General features: G+C 72.2%; 12 protein-coding genes and 1 pseudogene. 8 read left to right on the forward strand and 5 right to left on the reverse strand.

Translation table 11 applies throughout. The annotated features are described in order from the left end of the window. Positions 1-85: 85 nt before the first annotated feature. The 3 genes from M2163_RS37465 to M2163_RS37475 form a co-directional block, all read right to left on the reverse strand. Complete coding sequence (locus M2163_RS37465) at positions 86-586, reverse strand: CBS domain-containing protein (RefSeq protein WP_280848470.1); 501 nt, start codon at positions 584-586, stop codon at positions 86-88. Between the two features lie 217 nt (positions 587-803). Continuing rightward, complete coding sequence (locus tag M2163_RS37470) at positions 804-2,102, reverse strand: ArsB/NhaD family transporter (RefSeq protein WP_280896208.1); 1,299 nt, start codon at positions 2,100-2,102, stop codon at positions 804-806. Between the two features lie 74 nt (positions 2,103-2,176). Then, positions 2,177-3,412, reverse strand: coding sequence for a cation:proton antiporter (locus M2163_RS37475; RefSeq protein ID WP_280896209.1), 1,236 nt, complete (start codon positions 3,410-3,412; stop codon positions 2,177-2,179). A gap of 281 nt (positions 3,413-3,693) precedes the next feature. Between M2163_RS37475 and M2163_RS37480 the strand changes: the two genes are divergently transcribed. The 7 genes and pseudogenes from M2163_RS37480 to M2163_RS37510 all read left to right on the forward strand — a co-directional run bounded on the left by M2163_RS37480 (position 3,694) and on the right by M2163_RS37510 (position 14,581). Further along, complete coding sequence (locus M2163_RS37480) at positions 3,694-4,428, forward strand: flavodoxin family protein (protein ID WP_280896210.1); 735 nt, start codon at positions 3,694-3,696, stop codon at positions 4,426-4,428. 171 nt (positions 4,429-4,599) lie between these two features. Then, complete coding sequence (locus M2163_RS37485; protein ID WP_280896211.1) at positions 4,600-6,426, forward strand: gamma-glutamyltransferase; 1,827 nt, start codon at positions 4,600-4,602, stop codon at positions 6,424-6,426. Positions 6,427-6,601: 175 nt separating this feature from the next. Further along, entirely contained in the window at positions 6,602-7,459 is an 858-nt protein-coding gene (locus M2163_RS37490; protein ID WP_280896212.1) for an inositol monophosphatase family protein, read from the forward strand. 239 nt (positions 7,460-7,698) lie between these two features. Next, the gene (locus M2163_RS37495) at positions 7,699-9,111 is read left to right on the forward strand and encodes an NAD(P)/FAD-dependent oxidoreductase (protein WP_280896213.1); all 1,413 of its coding nucleotides are present in this window, start codon (positions 7,699-7,701) and stop codon (positions 9,109-9,111) included. A 52-nt stretch (positions 9,112-9,163) separates the two neighbouring features. Beyond that, the gene (locus M2163_RS37500) at positions 9,164-9,673 is read left to right on the forward strand and encodes an O-acetyl-ADP-ribose deacetylase (protein ID WP_280896214.1); all 510 of its coding nucleotides are present in this window, start codon (positions 9,164-9,166) and stop codon (positions 9,671-9,673) included. A 189-nt stretch (positions 9,674-9,862) separates the two neighbouring features. Further along, complete coding sequence (locus tag M2163_RS37505) at positions 9,863-10,450, forward strand: hypothetical protein (protein ID WP_280848462.1); 588 nt, start codon at positions 9,863-9,865, stop codon at positions 10,448-10,450. A gap of 272 nt (positions 10,451-10,722) precedes the next feature. Further along, positions 10,723-14,581, forward strand: a pseudogene (locus M2163_RS37510) (glycoside hydrolase family 2 TIM barrel-domain containing protein). 42 nt (positions 14,582-14,623) lie between these two features. On the opposite strand, the gene M2163_RS37515 reads toward M2163_RS37510, so the two are convergent. Both M2163_RS37515 and M2163_RS37520 read right to left on the reverse strand, forming a co-directional pair. Beyond that, a complete protein-coding gene (locus M2163_RS37515; protein WP_280896215.1) occupies positions 14,624-15,757 on the reverse strand; it encodes an MFS transporter in 1,134 nt (377 codons plus the stop codon). 16 nt (positions 15,758-15,773) lie between these two features. Continuing rightward, a complete protein-coding gene (locus tag M2163_RS37520) occupies positions 15,774-16,136 on the reverse strand; it encodes a metalloregulator ArsR/SmtB family transcription factor (protein WP_053852185.1) in 363 nt (120 codons plus the stop codon). A gap of 35 nt (positions 16,137-16,171) precedes the next feature. Here M2163_RS37520 and M2163_RS37525 point away from each other — a divergent pair, with 35 nt between their 5' ends. Further along, positions 16,172-18,232, forward strand: coding sequence for a heavy metal translocating P-type ATPase (locus M2163_RS37525; RefSeq protein WP_280896216.1), 2,061 nt, complete (start codon positions 16,172-16,174; stop codon positions 18,230-18,232). Positions 18,233-18,256 lie beyond the last annotated feature (24 nt).

The following is an 18,256-nucleotide window of genomic DNA, read 5'->3' on the forward strand; positions in this document are numbered from 1 at the left end:
GCAGCGGGGCGCACGACCGGCACGCTCCCCACGGCACCGTCCCAGGGCGAGCGGGGCAGTGCGCGCCCGCCCGGTGCCGTCACGGTCACGTGGAACGCAGCGTTCCGGCAGCCCCCAGCAGCTCGTGCAGGAGGTGGGAGGCCGTGATCACGCCCAGCAGGCGGATGCTGCCGTGCTCCCGGCCGCCGGGCTCGGCCCTGACCTTCTCGGCGACCGCCACCAGCGGGCTGCGTACCTGCGCCATCAGCGCGGCCACCTCCAGCGCGGTGTCGTCCGGGTCGGCGATCGGCGGCGGGGCCGCCTTGCTCGACAGACAGTCCCCGACCCGGCGGCCGGCCAGCGCCTGGCACAGCCGGTCGGCGTGCTTCTCGTCGACGACGGCCGCGAGGGCGGGGTCCTCGATGACGTAGGCGGGCACCAGCACCTTGATCATCTGGGAGGCGGGCAGGATCGCCTTCGGTTCGCCCTGTTCGTCCAGTACCAGCAGCCCCGGCAGCTTGTGCTCGGCCATCAGCCGGGCCGCGTCGACGGCGTCGCTGTCGACGCTGACCGTTTCGTATGCGACCGCCAGGTCACGAGCGCGCACGGCGGGTTCCCTTCCCACTGGAAAAGTTGCTGTGTTCAGCGTCGTACGGTTTCGGGGCGCGGGCCAGGCCATCGACGCGAAACCCGCACCCGAGTCACCTCACCCCGGCCACCCGCCGTTGCCGGGTGCCACTCCCACCCCCTGGGACCGCACCGTCCGCCGGTGGTACCGCTCGTTGACGGGGCGCCCAACCCGAGGGGGATCAGCCCGAAGGGGATCAGGCGGAAGCGAAGTACCGCAGCCAGACGTACCCCGCGGACAGTGCCACGGTGACGAAGGTGACGACCAGGCCGTACTTGGTGAACTGCCAGAAGGAGATGGGCTGCCGGTTGCGTTCGGCGATGCCCAGCACGACCACGTTGGCACTCGCGCCGATCGCGGTGGCGTTGCCGCCGAGGTCCGCGCCGATGGCCAAGGCCCACCACATGACGTGGTCGCCGGCACCCCCCATCGACCGCACGAGGTCGCTGGTGATCGGGGCCATCGTCGCGACGTAGGGGATGTTGTCCACGATGCCGGACAGCACGGCCGACGCGCTCAGCAGCAGCATCGAGCCGCCGAGTTCGTCGTCCCCGATCGCTTCGGCCAGGGACTTGGAGACCTCGCCGATGACGCCGGTCTCGATCAGACCGCCGATCATGACGAACAGCCCGGCGAAGAACGCGAGGGTGGGCCACTCGACCTCGCCGAGGACCTCGCCGGTCTCCACCGACGACACCGCGATCAGCAGGCCCGCGCCCAGCAGCGCGACGACGCTGGGCTCGTAGTGCAGCACCGGGTGGAGCACGAAGCCGACGACGACCAGAGCGAGCACCACGAGCCCCTGGACGAGCAGCCGGGGGTTCTTGATGGCCTCGCGTTCCTCCAGCGCCATGACCTCCTCGGCGCGCGCCTCGTCGTAGACGAAGGACGCGCGGAACAGGAAGCGGCACAGAGCGACGAGCACCACGACCAGGATCGCGGAGAGCGGCGCGAGGTGGACCAGGAAGTCGTTGAAGGTCAGCCCCGCGCGGCTGGCGATGATGATGTTGGGCGGGTCGCCGACCAGGGTCGCGATGCCGCCGATGTTGGACGCGAACACCTCGGCGATCAGGAAGGGAGCGGCGGGCAGCGCGAGACGCTCGCAGACCAGCAGGGTGACCGGGGCGATGAGCAGGACCGTGGTGACGTTGTCGAGCAGCGCCGATGTCACCGCCGTGATCACGATGAGCATGACCATCACACGGAACGGTCTGGCCCGTGCCCGTTTCACCGCCCAGATGGCCAGGTACTCGAACATGCCGGTCTTCTTGAGCACCCCGACGATCATCATCATGCCCATGAGCAGGAAGATGACGTTCCAGTCGACGCCGCTGTGCTCGGAGAAGAAGGCGGACTTGTCGTCGGTCGCGCCGATCGCGAGCATCAGCGCGGCGCCGCCCAGGGCCGCGCCCACGCGGTGGATCTTCTCGCTGATGATCAGGCCGTAGGTCACGACGAAGACGACGACCGCCGCCCAGCTCTGCCAGTCGTTCACAGTCCTCCGATGGGTCGTTCCGTCAGACGGGCACTCCTCACGGCGCCCGCCGGCCGGGTCCGGTCACGGTGTTGTCACACGCCCGCATGGCCGGCCTCCTCGGCGACACGGGACCCTTCGTCGCCGCCGGGTACACCGGCGAGGTCCTCGACGTCGAAGAGGCGGGCAATGGGAACATCGGTGGAGCTGTGCGCGATGATCGAGAAGGCGATGCACACGGCGATGAGCGTGAACGCCTCCTCGCCCTGCGGGATGCCGGCCTGCAACACCAGCAGCCCGTACACGACCGACGCGAAGCCCTTCGGCCCGAACCAGGCCGCGACCAGCTTCTCCCTCCGGTCGAATCGAGTGCCGACCAGCGAGAGCAGCAGGGAAGCCGGGCGGATCAGCACGATCGCCAGGACGACCACGACGTAGCCGCCGAAGGCCAGGTCCCCGAACAGTTGCGGCGTCAGCAGCGCGCCGAAGACCAGCAGCGCCGCGAACTTCGCCAGCTCCGCCAGCGCCTCGCCGAGCGGTTCGAACGCCTTCCTCGCCTCTGGTGAGCGCGCGGTGAGCACCGCGCCCGCGGAGAACGCGGCCAGGTAGGGGTTGGCGTGCGTAAGGTGGCACGTCGCGTAGAGGATCACGCCGATCGCCAGCGGCAGCAACGGCTGCAGCTTGGGCTCGGCGCCCAGCAGCCGGAACCGCACGAGCTCGATCACCACGAACGGCAGGACGACACCGAAGACCAGCCCCAGCACCAGTTCGAGCGCGATCCTCCCCAGTGACGCCTCGGCGTGCCCGGAGGTGGGGCCGGCCGCGGCGATCAGGACGAGCACGACCGGCAGAGCCAGTCCGTCGTTGATGCCGCTCTCCACGTTCAGCAGCTGCCGCAGCTTCGCCGGGACCTCCTTGCGGCCGACGATCGCCGAGGCGAACACCGGGTCGGTGGGCGCCAGCACGGCGCCGACCAGGAACGAGGTCGTCCAGTCCAGGCCCACCAGGCAGTGGGTGATGAGCGCCGTACCGGCGAAGGCGAGCGGCATGCCGAGTCCGAGGGCGCGGGCCGGGCTGCGCCAGTTGGCGCGCAGCTTGGGGAAGGAGACGTGCATGCCGTCGGTGAAGAGCACCGCGAACAGCGCCAGGTCGGCCGTCACGGAGACGATCCCGCTGTCCGGCGTGATGTGGATCAGCCCGAGGAAACCGTCGCTGACCAGGGCACCGCCGACCAGGAAGAGGAACGACGTCGACAACACGGTCCGGGCGGCCAGCCCCGACAGCAGAACGGCGATCAGCAGCGCCACCCCGAAGACCACGACGAGCACCATGACCCGAACCCCCGATCAGCGAAGAGAGTTGTCCTCACACGCCGACCAGGCTTCCCGGCTCACCGCTGGGAACCTTACACGTTGCTTACGCGGCATTGACAGGTCGCCGGCACGCACTCTGACGTGCCGGACATTGCCGGGTTCCGGAAAAACGACCTCGAGCGCCAGTGCGCCGGTGCGTCGCAACGGGACAACGTGCGCGTTCCGCGAGACGCTGCCGCCGGGACGGCGCCGAGGCGCCCCTCTCCCCGCCCCTGTCCGCTCTCCTCCCGGAGTCCGCCATGACGGCATCACCCTCCCCGACCCAGGACAACTACCGCTTCGACGACCTGCGTGCGCTCTTCATCAACTGCACACTCAAACCGTCCCCCCAGCTCAGCCACACGCAGGGGCTCATCGACAAGAGCCGGGCGATCATGGACGCGTGTGGAGCGACCACCGACGAGATCCGTGCCGTCGACCACGACATCGCTCCCGGCGTCTATCCGGACATGACCGAACACGGGTTCGCCACGGACGCCTGGCCCGCGCTGTACGAGCGGGTGATGGCCGCGGACATCCTGGTACTGGCCGGACCGATCTGGCTGGGTGACAACAGCTCGGTCACCAAGCAGGTCATCGAGCGTCTCTACAGCTGCTCCAGTCTCCTCAACGACCGCGGCCAGTACGCCTATTACGGGCGCGTCGGCGGGTGTCTGATCACCGGCAACGAGGACGGCATCAAGCACTGCGCCATGAACGTCCTCTACAGCCTGCAACACCTCGGCTACACCATCCCGCCGCAGGCGGACGCGGGCTGGATCGGCGCTGCCGGGCCCGGACCGTCGTACCTGGACCCCGGTTCGGGAGGCCCGGAGAACGACTTCACCAACCGCAACACCAGCTTCATGACGTGGAACCTGATGCACCTGGCGGCCCTGCTCAAACGCGCCGGAGGCATTCCCGCCCACGGCAACCAGCGCACGGAGTGGGACGCCGGCTGCCGACCGGGGGCGGACAACCCCGAGCACCGCTGACCCACGCACCGTTGACACAGGCGGGGCTCAAGCCGCGCGGGGCGATCGATAGCCTGCTGCGGGAGCGAACGCAGGAGCGCTCGGGTCCGGACTGTCCGGACCTTTCCCGGAATCGACCGCAAGCGCCGACCGGTTCGGCCGATGCGCGGAAACAGCGAGGTGAGAGGCCCCATGTTCACCACCCGCCCCACGCTTCAGGGCACCTTCGGCATGGTGTCCTCCACCCACTGGCTGGCCTCGCAGTCGGCGATGGCGGTCCTGGAGGACGGCGGCAACGCCTATGACGCGGCGGTGGCCGGCGCCTTCGTGCTGCACGTCGTCGAGCCGCACCTCAACGGACCCGCGGGCGAGGTGCCGATCCTGCTCGCGCCCGCCGGAGGTGAGGTGCGGGTGCTGTGCGGACAGGGCGTCGCACCGGCCGGGGCGACCGTCGCCCACTACAGGGGACTCGGCCTGGACCTCGTCCCCGGCACCGGCCCCCTCGCCGCCGCCGTCCCCGGCGCCTTCGACGCCTGGATGCTGCTGCTGCGCGACCACGGCACCAAGTCCCTCGCCGACGTCCTCAAGTACGCCGTCGGGTACGCCGAGGACGGGCACGCGCCCGTGGAGAACGTCGGCGCGACCGTCGAGAGCGTACGGGAGCTGTTCGAGACGGAGTGGACCTCGTCGGCGGAGGTCTATCTGCCGGGCGGACGCGCCCCCCGGCCGGGTGCGCTGTTCCGCAACCCCGCCCTCGCCGCCACCTGGAAGCGGCTCGTCGCGGAGGTGGCGGGCGCCGGCGACCGGGTCGCGCAGATCGACGCGGCGCGCGAGGTGTGGCGTACCGGATTCATCGCCGAGGCGCTCGTACGGCAGGCCGGGCGGCCCACCATGGACACCAGCGGCTCGCGGCACACCGGCACGCTCACGGCCGCCGATCTCGCCCGCTGGTCCGCGACCTACGAGACGCCGGCGACGTACGACTGGAACGGCTGGACCCTGTGCAAGGCCGGCCCCTGGAGCCAGGGCCCGGTCCTGCTCCAGCAACTCGCGCTGCTGCCGCCCGAACTGCCGCGGTACGGGTCCGCCGAGTACGTCCATCTCCTGGTCGAGGGCTGCAAGCTGGCCATGGCCGACCGGGAGGCCTGGTACGGGGACGCGGCCGAGGTGCCGCTCGACGAGCTGCTGTCGGCCCGGTACAACGCGGAGCGGCGTGCACTCGTCGGCGACAAGGCCTCGTACGAGCTGCGACCGGGCAGCCCCGGCGGACGCGCCCCGCGGCTGAGCGCGCACGCGCGCGTGGTCGTCACCGACGAGCCCGGTTTCAGCCCGATAGGGGTCGGCGAGCCGACGGTCGCGAAGAACCCCACGTCCCCCGTGCCGGGCGAGCCCGAGGTCGGCCCCGACGGCACGACCCGGGGCGACACCTGCCACCTGGACGTCGTCGACCGGTGGGGCAACATGGTCGCCGCCACGCCCAGCGGCGGCTGGCTCCAGTCCAATCCGGTCGTACCCGAACTGGGCTTCCCGCTCGGTACCCGGCTCCAGATGACCTGGCTGGAGGAGGGCCTGCCGAACTCCCTCACGCCGGGCCGCCGCCCCCGCACCACCCTCACGCCCTCGATCGCCCTGCGGGCCGGAGAACCCGTCCTGGCCTTCGGCACGCCCGGCGGGGACCAGCAGGACCAGTGGCAGCTCCACTTCTTCCTCGCCGTCGCCCTGCGCTCCCCGGTCCGCGGCGGCCTCGACCTCCAGGGCGCGATCGACGCCCCGAACTGGCACAACGACAGCTTCCCGGGGTCGTTCTATCCGCGGGGGATGCGGCCGGGGAGCCTCACGGTGGAGGCCCGGACGGATCCCGGCGTGGTCGAGGAGCTGCGGCGGCGGGGACACGACGTGACGGTGGGGGAGCCGTGGTCGGAGGGACGGCTGTGCGCGGTGGCGCGGGACCCGGAGACGGGGGTGCTGTCGGCCGGGGCCAACGCGCGGGGCATGCAGGGGTACGCGGTGGGCCGATGACAGGTCCGGGGACCGGTGCGGTGACCTGCATGCGGCTTGTGCGGCGAAGTTGCCGGTATGTGTCATTCAGGGTGATGAGCGCGCCCATCACCCCGGATCCCGGTGTTCACGGTGATTCCACCCGCCCTCCACCGGACGGGTGGGGATTGTCAGTGCCGCGTGCTCTCATGGAGTCATGATCGAAGACACGGAAACCATCGACGAGTTTCTCGACCGGCACACGGGCGACGTGGAAGAGGCGGTGCGCAAGGCCGCCGCGGCCGAGGTCATGCCGCGCTTCCGGCGGCTCGCCGCGCACGAGGTCGACCAGAAGGCCGGCCCGCACGACCTGGTCACGGACGCCGACCGGCTGGCCGAGCAGTACCTCACCGAGGTGCTCGGCACCCTCCTGCCCGGCTCCGTCGTGGTCGGCGAGGAGGCCGTCCACGCCAATCCGGCGTCGTACGAGGCGCTGAAGGGCGACAACCCCGTCTGGATAGTCGACCCCGTCGACGGTACCCGGCAGTTCGTGCACGGCGACTCCGGCTTCTGCATGCTGGTCGCGCTCGCCAGGCGAGGTGTCCTGCTCGCCTCCTGGACCTACGCGCCGGCCCGGGAGCAACTGGCCACGGCGATACGCGGCCGGGGCGCCTTCCTCGACGGCGAGCGGCTGCACTCGGGCGTCCCTGACCCGGGACGCGACCTCCAAGTGGCCACCTCGCACCCGGACTACACGACTGAGGAGCAGAAGCGCAGCCTGCTGGGGCTGTGGACGGACGGTGTCGCACCGCGCCCGTGCGGCTCGGCGGGCCTGGAGTATCTGGCCGTCGCCCGGGGCGAGTCGGACGCGGTGGCGTTCAACTGGGAGGCGGCCTGGGACCACGCGGCAGGGCTGCTGCTGGTCGAGGAGGCGGGCGGGGCCCATCTGACCCTCACCGGCGAGCCGTTCAGCATCCAGGGCGGCAACACCCTCCCCTTCACCGCCGCCCGCGACGCGGCGACGGCCCGGAGGGTGCGGGGGCTGCTGGCGGGCGAGGCCCGACGCGACGGCTGAGCACCGGAGGCCGCGGGCCGGGGGCCCCGGGCCGGGGGCCTCCAGGGCAACCGAGGCCGACGGACGGGGGCCGCCAGGGCAGCCGGGGCTGAGGGAACGGGGGCAACCAGGCCCCAGGGAACGGCGGCCGCCGGAGCCGTCCGCGGGCCGACTCGCCCCCACGCCCCGAGACTGTCGGTCCCCCGGCCTATCCTGATCCTCTGGCCATCGGCTGACGAAGGGGTCCGAAGGTGCCGTCGATGCTCGATGCGGTCGTGGTGGGTGCGGGGCCGAACGGACTGACGGCTGCCGTGGAGCTGGCCCGCCGCGGCTTCTCCGTGGCCGTCTTCGAGGCGCGCGGCACGGTGGGCGGGGGCGCCCGCACCGAGGAGCTCACCCTCCCCGGCTTCCTGCACGACCCGTGCTCCGCCGCCCACCCCCTCGGCATCAACTCCCCGGCGTTCCGCGCCCTGCCCCTGGAGCGCTACGGCCTGGAGTGGCTGCACGCCGAACTGCCCATGGCGCACCCCTTCACCGACGGCACCGCCGCCGTCCTGTCGCGGTCGGTCGCCGAGACGGCCGCCTCGTTCGGGCCGCGCGACGCGGGCACCTACCGACGGCTCGTCGAGCCGTTCCTGCCGCACTGGGACACCCTGGCCCGCGACTTCATGTCCCTGCCCGCGACCGCGCTGCCCCGCGACCCGCTCACCCTGGCCCGCTTCGGTCTGATCGGCCTGCCCCCGTCGACCTGGCTGATGCGCCGCTTCCGCGACGAGCGCGCGAAGACCCTGTTCGCCGGACTCGTCGCGCATGTCATGGCTCCCCTCAGCGGCGTGGCCACCGGAGCCATCGGTCTGGTCTTCGCCCTCGCGGCCCACGCGCGCGGCTGGCCCGTCGCCCGCGGCGGCTCCCAGTCCCTCTCCGACGCGCTCGCCGCCTATCTCGGGGACCTCGGCGGCAGCATCCACACCGACTACGAGGTCAAGCGGCTCGACGACCTGCCGCCCGCCCGCGCGTACGTCTTCGACACCTCGCCCACCGCCCTGGCCCGCATCGCCGGCTTCGGCACCTACTACCAGGGCTACCGCTACGGCCCGGGCGTCTTCAAGGTCGACTACGCCCTCGACGGCCCCGTGCCGTGGACCGCGAAGGAGGCGCGCGCCGCCGGCACCGTGCAGATCGGCGCCGACACCGCGGAGATCGGCACCGCGCTGCGCGCCGCGTCCCGGGAGGACCGCGCACCCGACCGGCCCTTCATGATCACCGTGCAGCCCAGTGTGGTCGATCCCGGCCGGGCCCCCGCCGGAAAGCACGTCTTCTGGGTCTACGGCCATGTCCCCAGCGGCTGGACCGGCGACCTCACCGACGCCATGGAGCGCCAACTGGAGCGCTTCGCACCGGGGTTCCGCGACCGCGTCCTCGCCCGTGCCACCGCGGGCCCGCCCGAGCTGGCCGCCCGCAACGCCAACTACGTCGGCGGCGACATCGCGTCCGGCGCGTTCAGCGGACTCCAGGCCATGCTGCGGCCCAAGCTGTCCCTGTCGCCGTACGGCACCCCGCACCCGGCCGTCTTCATCTGCTCGTCGGCGACCCCGCCGGGGCCCGGTGTGCACGGCATGTCGGGACACAACGCCGCGAAAGCCGTGTGGCGCAGGCTGCGACAGCAGACCTGAGGGGGCCGGAACCGGGCTGCCCCCGGCCGAGCGGGCTGCAAGAGTGGTGGTCATGACCACCATCAGGCTCGTCCAGGGCGACATCACCCGGGAGAGCGCCGACGCGATCGTCAACGCCGCGAACTCCTCCCTCCTCGGCGGCGGAGGAGTCGACGGCGCCATCCACCGCCGCGGCGGCCCCGCGATCCTCGCGGACTGCCGCCGGCTGCGCGCCTCGCACTACGGCAAGGGCCTGCCGACCGGCAGGGCGGTGGCCACCACGGCGGGCGACCTGGACGCGCACTGGGTGATCCACACCGTCGGCCCGCGCTGGAGCCGCGAGGAGGACCACTCGGAGCTGCTGGCCTCCTGCTACCGCGAGTCCCTGCGCGTGGCCGACGAACTGGGCGCCCGGACCGTCGCCTTCCCGGCCGTCTCCGCCGGCATCTACGGCTGGCCGATCGACGACGCCGCCCGGATCGCGGTGCGGACCGTGCGGGAGGCGGAGACCGCGGTCGAGGAGGTCCGGTTCGTCCTGTTCGACGAGAAGGCGTACCACGCGTTCGCGGGGCAGGTCGCCTGACGCCGGAGGGCCCCTACCCTGACGGCCGAACGCCCCTCGAACGCGGCAAACGGGGGAGTGCGAGGGGAAAGGGCCTGTTCAGGGCTGCCCCGAGGCGGTGGAGGGCGGGGAGCGAGCGCCGCAAGCGGTTGCGGGGCACCTCGCGGCTTCTCACGGTGGCCCTACCAAGCACTTCGAAAGGACCCCCGCATGCGCCCCCTCGTCCCCCGCGGCCTTCTTCTGCCGTCCCTGGTCTGCGCCGCGCTGATCCTCGGCCCGGTCGGCACCGCGGCCGCCGCCGTCGACGCAGGCCGCGGCGCCTCGGACCACGCTGTGGCCCAGCAGGCCACCGCGCACGGCACCGACGACGCGGACACCCTGACGGACCGTCTCGACGCACTGGACCACCTCGACGCGCTGGAGGGGCCCGGGCACGGCGGCCTGCTCCAGCCCCTGCGCCCCCTCCTGGACGCCGTCACCGACCTCGTCTCCCTGAACGGCAGGCACCTCGACGCGAGCGAGGCGGCCGCCCACGCGAAGGCGGTGGCAGCGGCCAACACCGAGCTCCGGGAGAAGCTGGGGCACCGCAACGGCACGGACCGGTCCGTGCCGGCGGCCGACCCGGTCTCCGACCTCCTGGACTCGCTCCAGTCCACGATCGACGACCTGCTGGAGTCGCTGACCTCGCTGGACGTCGGCGGTGTGCTGGGCGCGGTCACCGGCCTCCTGGGCTCCGTGGTCGGGGCCGTCACCGGTCTCCTCGGCGGTGGACTGCCCTCGCTGCCGGCCGCCGACTGACCCCGGCGGCACCTCGGCACCCGGGCAGCCCGGCACCCGGCCACCTGAGCGCCTCTGGAGAACCCCACGGCACCCCCGCGTGAGCGCACGCGGGGGTGCCGTATGTCGTCATGCGCCCAGGACCGCACAAAGTCCGACAGGGGTCATTGCCTCACACGTCTTCGGGATCTAGGTTGAGTCGCATCCTGAGCCTCAAAGTCACCAATAGCGCACAGGAATTGACGCTCCCTCAGTACGTACACCGCACTGTCGTCCCGAGGAAGGTTCCACCGATGCCCCACCCGTACCTGCCTGCCCCCATCAGCCGCAGGCGTCTGCTGGAGTCGGGGGCTGCCGTCCTCGGTGCCCTCGCCCTCTCCTCAGGCCCCCTGGCCGGCCGCAGCCGTGCGGCGGAGGGCGCCCCGGAGTGGAACGGCGCCATCGATCTCTTCCGGGTCGGCACCGAGCCCCCGCACACCACCCTCATGCCGTACGCCACCGTCGGCCAGGCGCTCGCCGCGGACCGCACCCGCTCGCCGTACCGCGTGAGCCTCGACGGCAGGTGGAAGTTCGCCTACGCCGACCGCCCCGGCGACCGCGACACCGACTTCTACCGCACCGACGTGGACGACAGGGACTGGGACTCCATCCCCGTTCCCTCGGTGTGGCAGGTGCATGGCTACGACTTCCCGATCTACGTCAACATCACCTACCCGTGGTGGGGCCCCAACGGCCTCGGCGAGGAGGCCCAGCCGCCCGCCGCCCCGACCCGCTACAACCCCGTCGGCCAGTACCGGCGCACCTTCACCGTGCCGGAGGACCTGGTCGGGGCGGCGCACCTTCCTGCACTTCGAGGGCGTCAAGTCGGCCCACTACGTGTGGATCAACGGCGAACTCGTCGGATACCACGAGGACTCGTACACGCCCGCCGAGTACGACATCACCGCGCACCTGAAGCCGGGCACCAACCAGATCGCGGTCGAGGTCTACCGCTACTCCGACGGCGACTGGCTGGAGGACCAGGACATGATCCGGCTGAGCGGCATCTTCCGCTCGGTCTACCTCTTCTCCACCCCGGCCGTCCACCTGCGCGACTTCAAGCTGGACACCCCGCTCGGCGACGACCACACCTCCGCCGAACTCTCGGTCACCGCGAGCGTGCGCGACTACGGCGGCGACAACCAGGGCCGCTACACGGTCGAGACACAGCTCTACGACGCGGGCGGCCACGCGGTCTGGTCCCGCCCGCTCCAGCAGGCCGTCGCCCTCGACGCTGGCGACGAGACGACCGTACAGGCGGCAAGAGCCGTGCCCGCGCCGAAGCTGTGGTCGGCCGAGCACCCGAACCTCTACACCGCCGTGCTGCGGCTGCGCGACCCCGCCGGCAAGGTGATCGAGACCCTCTCGCACCGCGTCGGCCTGCGCGAGTTCGCCCTGAAGGACGGGCTGATGCGCATCAACGGCAAGCCGGTCTCCTTCCGCGGCACCAACCGCCACGAGATGCACCCCGACCGCGGCACCGCGCTCACCCGCGCGGACCTCGTGAAGGACATCACGATCATCAAGCGGATGAACATCAACTCGGTCCGCACCTCGCACTACCCCAACAACCCGCTCTGGCTCGAACTCGCCGACGAGTACGGCCTGTACCTCGTCGACGAGACCAACCTGGAGACCCACGGCATCCGCGGCGAGTACCCCGGCAACCACCCCGACTGGAGCGCGGCCTGCGTGGCGCGCGCCCAGAACATGGTCCACCGCGACAAGAACCACGCCTCGGTGGTCATCTGGTCCCTCGGCAACGAGGCGGGCGGCGGCAGCACCTTCGTGAACATGCGCGACTGGATCAAGTCGTACGACACCACCCGGGTCGTCCAGTACGAGGGCGACGACCGGCCCACCATCAGCGACATCCGCTCGGAGATGTACGAGAGCCCCGCCCGTGTGGAGCAGCGCGCCAAGGACACCTCCGACACCCGGCCGTACGTGATGATCGAGTACTGCCACGCGATGGGGAACTCCAACGGCAACTTCAAGAAGTACTGGGACATCGTCCGCCGCTACCCCGTCCTCCAGGGCGGCTGGATCTGGGACTTCGTCGACCAGTCCCTCAGCGAGCCGGTCCCGGTGCGCCAGTTGCTGACGGAGAGCGGTCCCGGCGCGCTGACCGGTGAGGTCCTGCCCGCGCGCGCCAGGTTCGACCGCGACAACGGCGTCTCCGGCGGCACGGTCTTCGCCCGCGACGCCCGCCTCGACCTCACCGGCTCACTGACCCTGGAGGCCTGGTTCACCCCGAAGGTGACGGGTGGTCACCAGCCGGTCGTCGCCAAGGGCGACACCCAGTACGCCCTCAAGCAGTCCGGCAGGACAATGGAGTTCTTCATCTACGGCGGCGGTCAGTGGATCGCGGTCAGTTGGGCGCTCCCGGACGACTGGACGGGCCGGGAACACCATGTCGCCGGTGTCTTCGACGCGGCCGCGGGCACGCTGAGCCTGCATGTCGACGGTCAGGTCAGGGCGACCAGGACCACCACACAGCGGCCCGGCAGCACCACCGCGCCCCTCGCGCTGGCCGTCGACGTCGACAACCCCACCAGGGAGTTCAGCGGCACGATCAGGAAGGCGCGCGTGTACGCCCGTGCCCTGACCGCCGCCGAACTGGCCTCCGACGGCCGCGGGCCCGGTGACGAGGGCGTGCGGTTCTGGTTCGACGCGGCTACCGTGAGGCTCGCCGAGAAGAAGCCCGCCCAGAAGACCTTCTTCGCCTTCGGCGGCGACTGGGGCGACAACCCCAACGACGGCGCCTTCGTCGCGGACGGCATCGTCACCGCCGACCGCGGCCACACCGGCAAGGCCGCCGAGGTCAAGCAGATCTACCAGACGGTCAACGCGTCCTGGGCGGCGGACGGCTCGGTGACCCTGACCAACGAGAACCTCTTCACCGACCTGCGTGAGTTCGACGGCAGTTGGACGCTCTCCGCCGACGGGAAGGTGGTGCAGCGCGGCAGGCTCACCCGCGACCAGATGAACCTGGCACCGCTGTCGAGCAAGACCGTCACCGTCCCGTACCGGCTGCCGAGCACCCCCGCGCCCGGCACCGAGTACTTCCTCCAGCTCTCCTTCACCACCAGGGAGTCCACGCCCTGGGCGAAGGCCGGCTTCGAGGTCGCCAAGCAGCAGCTCGCCGTCGACGCGGACAGCCCGGCGGTGACACCGGTACCCCTCGCGAAGGTGCCGGCACTGACGTACCAGGACGCCTCCGGCCAGGTCACCGTCACAGGCAAGGATTTCGCCGTCACCGTCGACAAGGCCAGCGGGACCATCACGTCGTACCGCGCGCACGGCACCCGTCTGCTCACCTCGGGCCCCGTCCCGAACTTCTGGCGGGCACCCACCGACAACGACCACGGCAACGGGCAGCACACCCGCAACCAGACCTGGCGCGACGCGGGCGCGAACCGCAAGGTGACCGGCGTGAGCGTGCGGGCGCTCGGGGACCGGGCCGTCGAGATCAAGGTGAGCGGCACCCTGCCGACGACGACCGAGTCGGCGTACGGCACGACCTACACCGTCTTCGGCAACGGCGAGATCAAGGTGGACAACACCCTGCACCCCGGGGCGAGTTCGCTGCCGTACATCCCGGAGGTCGGCACGATCCTGTTCCTGCCGCGCCGACTGGACCGGCTGCACTACTACGGGCGCGGACCCGAGGAGAACCACTGGGACCGCAACGACGGCACGGACGTGGGCCTTTGGTCCGGGACCGTCGCCGAGCAGTGGACCTCCTACATCCGCCCGCAGGAGAACGGCAACAAGACCGACGTCCGCTGGGCGGCCCTGACCGGCCCGGACGGGGTGGGACTGCTGGTCTCCGGCGAACCCCTCCTGGAGGTCAACGCCTCGCACTTCACCCCGGAGGACCTGTCCAACGGGGTGCGCCACGACTACCAGCTCACTCCGCGTGACGCGGTCGTCCTCAGGGTGAACCACCGGCAGATGGGCGTGGGCGGCGACAACAGCTGGGGCGCGCACACCCACGACGAGTACAAGCTGTTCGCCGACCGGGACTACGCGTACACCTACCGGCTGCGGCCGCTGACGGACGTGCGCGGGGCGACGGCGGCTTCGCGGCGGCCCACAGCCTCCGCCTAGCGCGCGGAGCGGGTGAGGCGTCGCCGGTCCTCCGGGAACGCCTCACCCGCCTCGGCGAAGGAGACCCACCGCGACCAACGGCCCGCACGCCAGCAGCACCGCCAGCACCCCGTAGCCGTACGTCAGGGTCGCCGCCGCGGCCACTCCCGCGACCAGCAACGGCCCGCCGGCGTCCCCGAGTTCACGGCCGAGCTCGGCCGCGCCCATCGTCTGGCCCAGTCGTTCCCGTGGAGTCGCCGAGGCGAGCGCGGCGAACCCCAGGGGCGTGATCAGCCCCGTGCCGACGCCGATCAGCGTGGCGCCGAGGAGCACACCCACGAGCCCCGGCAGCATCGCGCAGCCCAGACCGGCCGCCGCCAGCAGCAATCCGGCACCGAGCCCGCCCCGTACCGTGAGCCGGCCCGCGTCCAACGCCCGCCCGGCACGCGGCTGGACGAGCGCCGCACACGCCGCGAGCACCGACACCGCGGCTCCCGTCGCCACCGTGCCGAGTCCCGCCACGGCCCCCGACACGGGCAGGAAGCCCACGCCGACCGAGAGCGCGGCGGTCGCCCCGGCGAGCGCGGCCGTGGGGACCAGGAACACCGGGTCGGCCAGCCGCCGCGCCAGGTCGACGAGCGTCTGCCGGGCCCGGGGCAGGGGCGGCACGACGGGTACGACGATCAGCGCCCACACCGCCACGGCCGCGGCCAGCGCCGCCAGCACCGTGAACAGCAGTCGCAGGCCGCCCGCCCACACCAGCACACCGCCGAGCAGCGGGCCCAGGGTGTAGCCGACGGACTTGGAGAAACCGTAACTCCCGAAGGCCCGCCCCTGCTTGGCGGCCGGATTCAGCCGGGCCACCAGCGCGGACGCGGCGGGGGAGAAGGCGGAGGCCGCCGCACCCTGACCGAGCCGCGCGGCCCACAGCCATCCCGGGCTTCCGGCGAGCGCGTAGAGCGCGGACGCGACGGCGAACGCCACCAGCCCGCCGACGAGCACGGGGCGGGCCCCGATCCGGTCGGCGATCGTGCCGAACAGCGGCTTGAGGACGACCTCGGCACCGTCGTACAACGCGAGCAGTCCGCCCAGCACCAGCAGGGAGGTGACCGCGTCGCCGGAGTCCGCGCCCAGGTTCGCGGCGATGCCGTGCGCACCGAAGGCGGTGGTGAACCCGGCCGCGTACAGCGGGCCCATCACGCGCCGGGTCGGCTCACTCGGTGGCGTCACTGAGCCCCAGCCGCAGGTGTTCCACGTGGTAGACGGCCTGGTCGAGCAGCTCGGCGACATGGTGGTCGTGCAGCGCGTACACCACCGACCGGCCCCGGCGCTCGCCCACGACGAGACCCAGGTTGCGCAGCAGCCGCAGCTGGTGCGAGCACGCCGACTGCTCCATGCCCACCTCGGCGGCCAGTTCCGTGGCCGGCAGCGGCCCTTCGCGCAGCCGCGCGAGGATCAGCAGGCGGGAAGGGGTGGACAGGGCCTGGAGGGTGGTGGCCACCTTGGCCACGTTCGCCGCGTCCAGACGTACGCGCTCGGCGGCTTCCTGCGCGGTGGTGACGGCTCCATGACCCATGGGCGGCATCTTACCCATCGCACATGAACAGATGAATGAGTCTTCATGTGTTCCTGTATGGTGCTCGGGTGTCCACGACTCTCAGCCCTGTCCGTGTCCCCACGCCCGCACATCCGGCACCCCGCCGCCGCACGCGGGTCCTCGCCCTGTCCGAGGCCCGCTGGGCGCTGGCCTCGACCGTCGCGTTCCTGCTCGCGCTCGCGCTGGACCTCGGCGGCCTGCCGTGGTGGGCGTGCGGCCCGCTGTACGCGTTCGCCTACGCCGCCGGCGGCTGGGAACCGGCCCTGGAGGGGCTCAGGGCGCTGCGCGACAGGACCCTCGACGTCGACCTGCTGATGATCGTCGCGGCGCTCGGCGCGGCCGCGATCGGCCAGGTCATGGACGGCGCCCTGCTGATCGTCATCTTCGCCACGTCCGGCGCCCTGGAGGCCCTCGCCACCGCCCGCACCGCCGACTCGGTGCGCGGTCTGCTCGATCTCGCGCCCACGACGGCGACCCGAGTCACGGAGAGCGGTGAGGAGACCGTCCCGACGAGCGAACTCGCCCTCGGAGACGTCCTGTTGGTCCGCCCCGGCGAGCGCATCGGCGCCGACGGCCGGGTCCTGGACGGCGCGAGCGAGGCCGACCAGGCCACCATCACCGGCGAACCCCTCCCGGTCGCCAAGGGCCCCGGCGACGAGGTCTTCGCCGGCTCCCTCAACGGCACCGGCGCGCTGCGCGTCCGCGTCGAGCGCGACCCCGCCGACTCCGTGATCGCCCGTATCGTGACCCTGGTCGAGGAGGCATCCCGGACCAAGGCACCGACCCAGCTCTTCATCGAGAAGGTCGAACAGCGGTACGCGGTGGGGATCGTGGCCGCCACCCTCGCCGTGTTCGGGGTGCCGCTGCTGTTCGGTGCCGACCTCACGGAGGCGTTGCTGCGTGCGATGACCTTCATGATCGTCGCCTCGCCGTGCGCGGTGGTCCTCGCGACCATGCCACCCCTGCTGTCCGCCATCGCGAACGCCGGGCGGCACGGCGTCCTGGTGAAGTCGGCCGTCGCGATGGAGCGGCTCGGCGAGGTGGACGCCGTGGCCCTCGACAAGACCGGGACGCTGACGGAGGGGACCCCCGAGGTCTCGGACGTACGACCGCTGCCGGACTCGGGGCTCACCCCGGACGGCCTCCTCGCCCTGGCCGCCGCGGCCGAGCACGCCAGCGAGCATCCGCTGGGGCGGGCCGTGGTGCGGGCGGCCGCGGAGCGCGGGCTGCGGATCGCGCCGGCCCGGGACTTCGCGGCCGTGCCCGGGAGCGGGGTGACCGCGGTGGTCGAAGGCCGGGTGATCGGGGTCGGGCGCCCTGGTGACCCGTCGGGGGGCGGCCTTCGGGATGCCGGGCCGGTGGATGGGCTGGGGGATGGCGGTCCGGGCGATGGTCTGCGGGATGCCGGCCGGGACCATGGCCTTCGGGATGCCGGACCCGCCCATGCCGCCGCGGCCGGTGTCACCGTCGTGCTCGTGACCGGGGACGGCGTCCCCCTCGGGACCCTCGCCCTCACCGACCGCCTGCGCCCGCACGCCCCCGCCGCCACCGCCGCGCTCACCACCCTGACCGGCACCGCGCCCGTCCTGCTGACCGGCGACAACGCGGGGGCCGCCGCCCGGGTCGCCGAGACCACCGGCCTGGTGGACGTCCGCGCCGAGCTGCTGCCCGAGGACAAGGTCGACGCCGTACGGGAGCTCCAGGCCGCCGGACGCAAGGTGCTGTTCGTCGGGGACGGCGTCAACGACGCGCCCGCGCTCGCCGCCGCCCACGCCGGTGTCGCGATGGGCAGGGCAGGGTCCGACCTCGCGCTGGAGACCGCGGACGCGGTCGTCGTACGGGACGAGCTCGCGACCGTTCCGGCGGTCGTACGGCTGTCCCGGACGGCCCGCCGGCTGGTCCTGCAGAACCTGGTGATCGCGGGCACCTTCATCACCGGACTCGTCCTGTGGGACCTCCTCGGCCACCTCCCGCTGCCGCTCGGGGTCGCCGGACACGAGGGCTCGACGGTCCTCGTCGGCCTCAACGGGCTGCGGCTCCTGCGCGAGTCCGCGTGGCGGCCGGGTCGAGGCTGATGTCGGATTCCCGCCAGCCGCGCT

Origin of the sequence: Streptomyces sp. SAI-135, from assembly GCF_029893805.1 — a bacterium.
Taxonomy (GTDB): Bacteria; Actinomycetota; Actinomycetes; order Streptomycetales; family Streptomycetaceae; genus Streptomyces.

Bases quoted from the DNA above. Each gene is read 5' to 3' on its own strand.
- M2163_RS37475 (WP_280896209.1), bottom strand. From the start codon at position 3,412: ATGGTGCTCGTCGTGGTCTTCGGGGTGGCGCTGCTGATCGCCGTTCTG.
- M2163_RS37480 (WP_280896210.1), top strand. From the start codon at position 3,694: ATGACGGCATCACCCTCCCCGACCCAGGACAACTACCGCTTCGACGAC.
- M2163_RS37485 (WP_280896211.1), top strand. From the start codon at position 4,600: ATGTTCACCACCCGCCCCACGCTTCAGGGCACCTTCGGCATGGTGTCC.
- M2163_RS37490 (WP_280896212.1), top strand. From the start codon at position 6,602: ATGATCGAAGACACGGAAACCATCGACGAGTTTCTCGACCGGCACACG.
- M2163_RS37495 (WP_280896213.1), top strand. From the start codon at position 7,699: ATGCTCGATGCGGTCGTGGTGGGTGCGGGGCCGAACGGACTGACGGCT.
- M2163_RS37500 (WP_280896214.1), top strand. From the start codon at position 9,164: ATGACCACCATCAGGCTCGTCCAGGGCGACATCACCCGGGAGAGCGCC.
- M2163_RS37505 (WP_280848462.1), top strand. From the start codon at position 9,863: ATGCGCCCCCTCGTCCCCCGCGGCCTTCTTCTGCCGTCCCTGGTCTGC.
- M2163_RS37515 (WP_280896215.1), bottom strand. From the start codon at position 15,757: ATGGGCCCGCTGTACGCGGCCGGGTTCACCACCGCCTTCGGTGCGCAC.
- M2163_RS37520 (WP_053852185.1), bottom strand. From the start codon at position 16,136: ATGGGTCATGGAGCCGTCACCACCGCGCAGGAAGCCGCCGAGCGCGTA.
- M2163_RS37525 (WP_280896216.1), top strand. From the start codon at position 16,172: ATGAGTCTTCATGTGTTCCTGTATGGTGCTCGGGTGTCCACGACTCTC.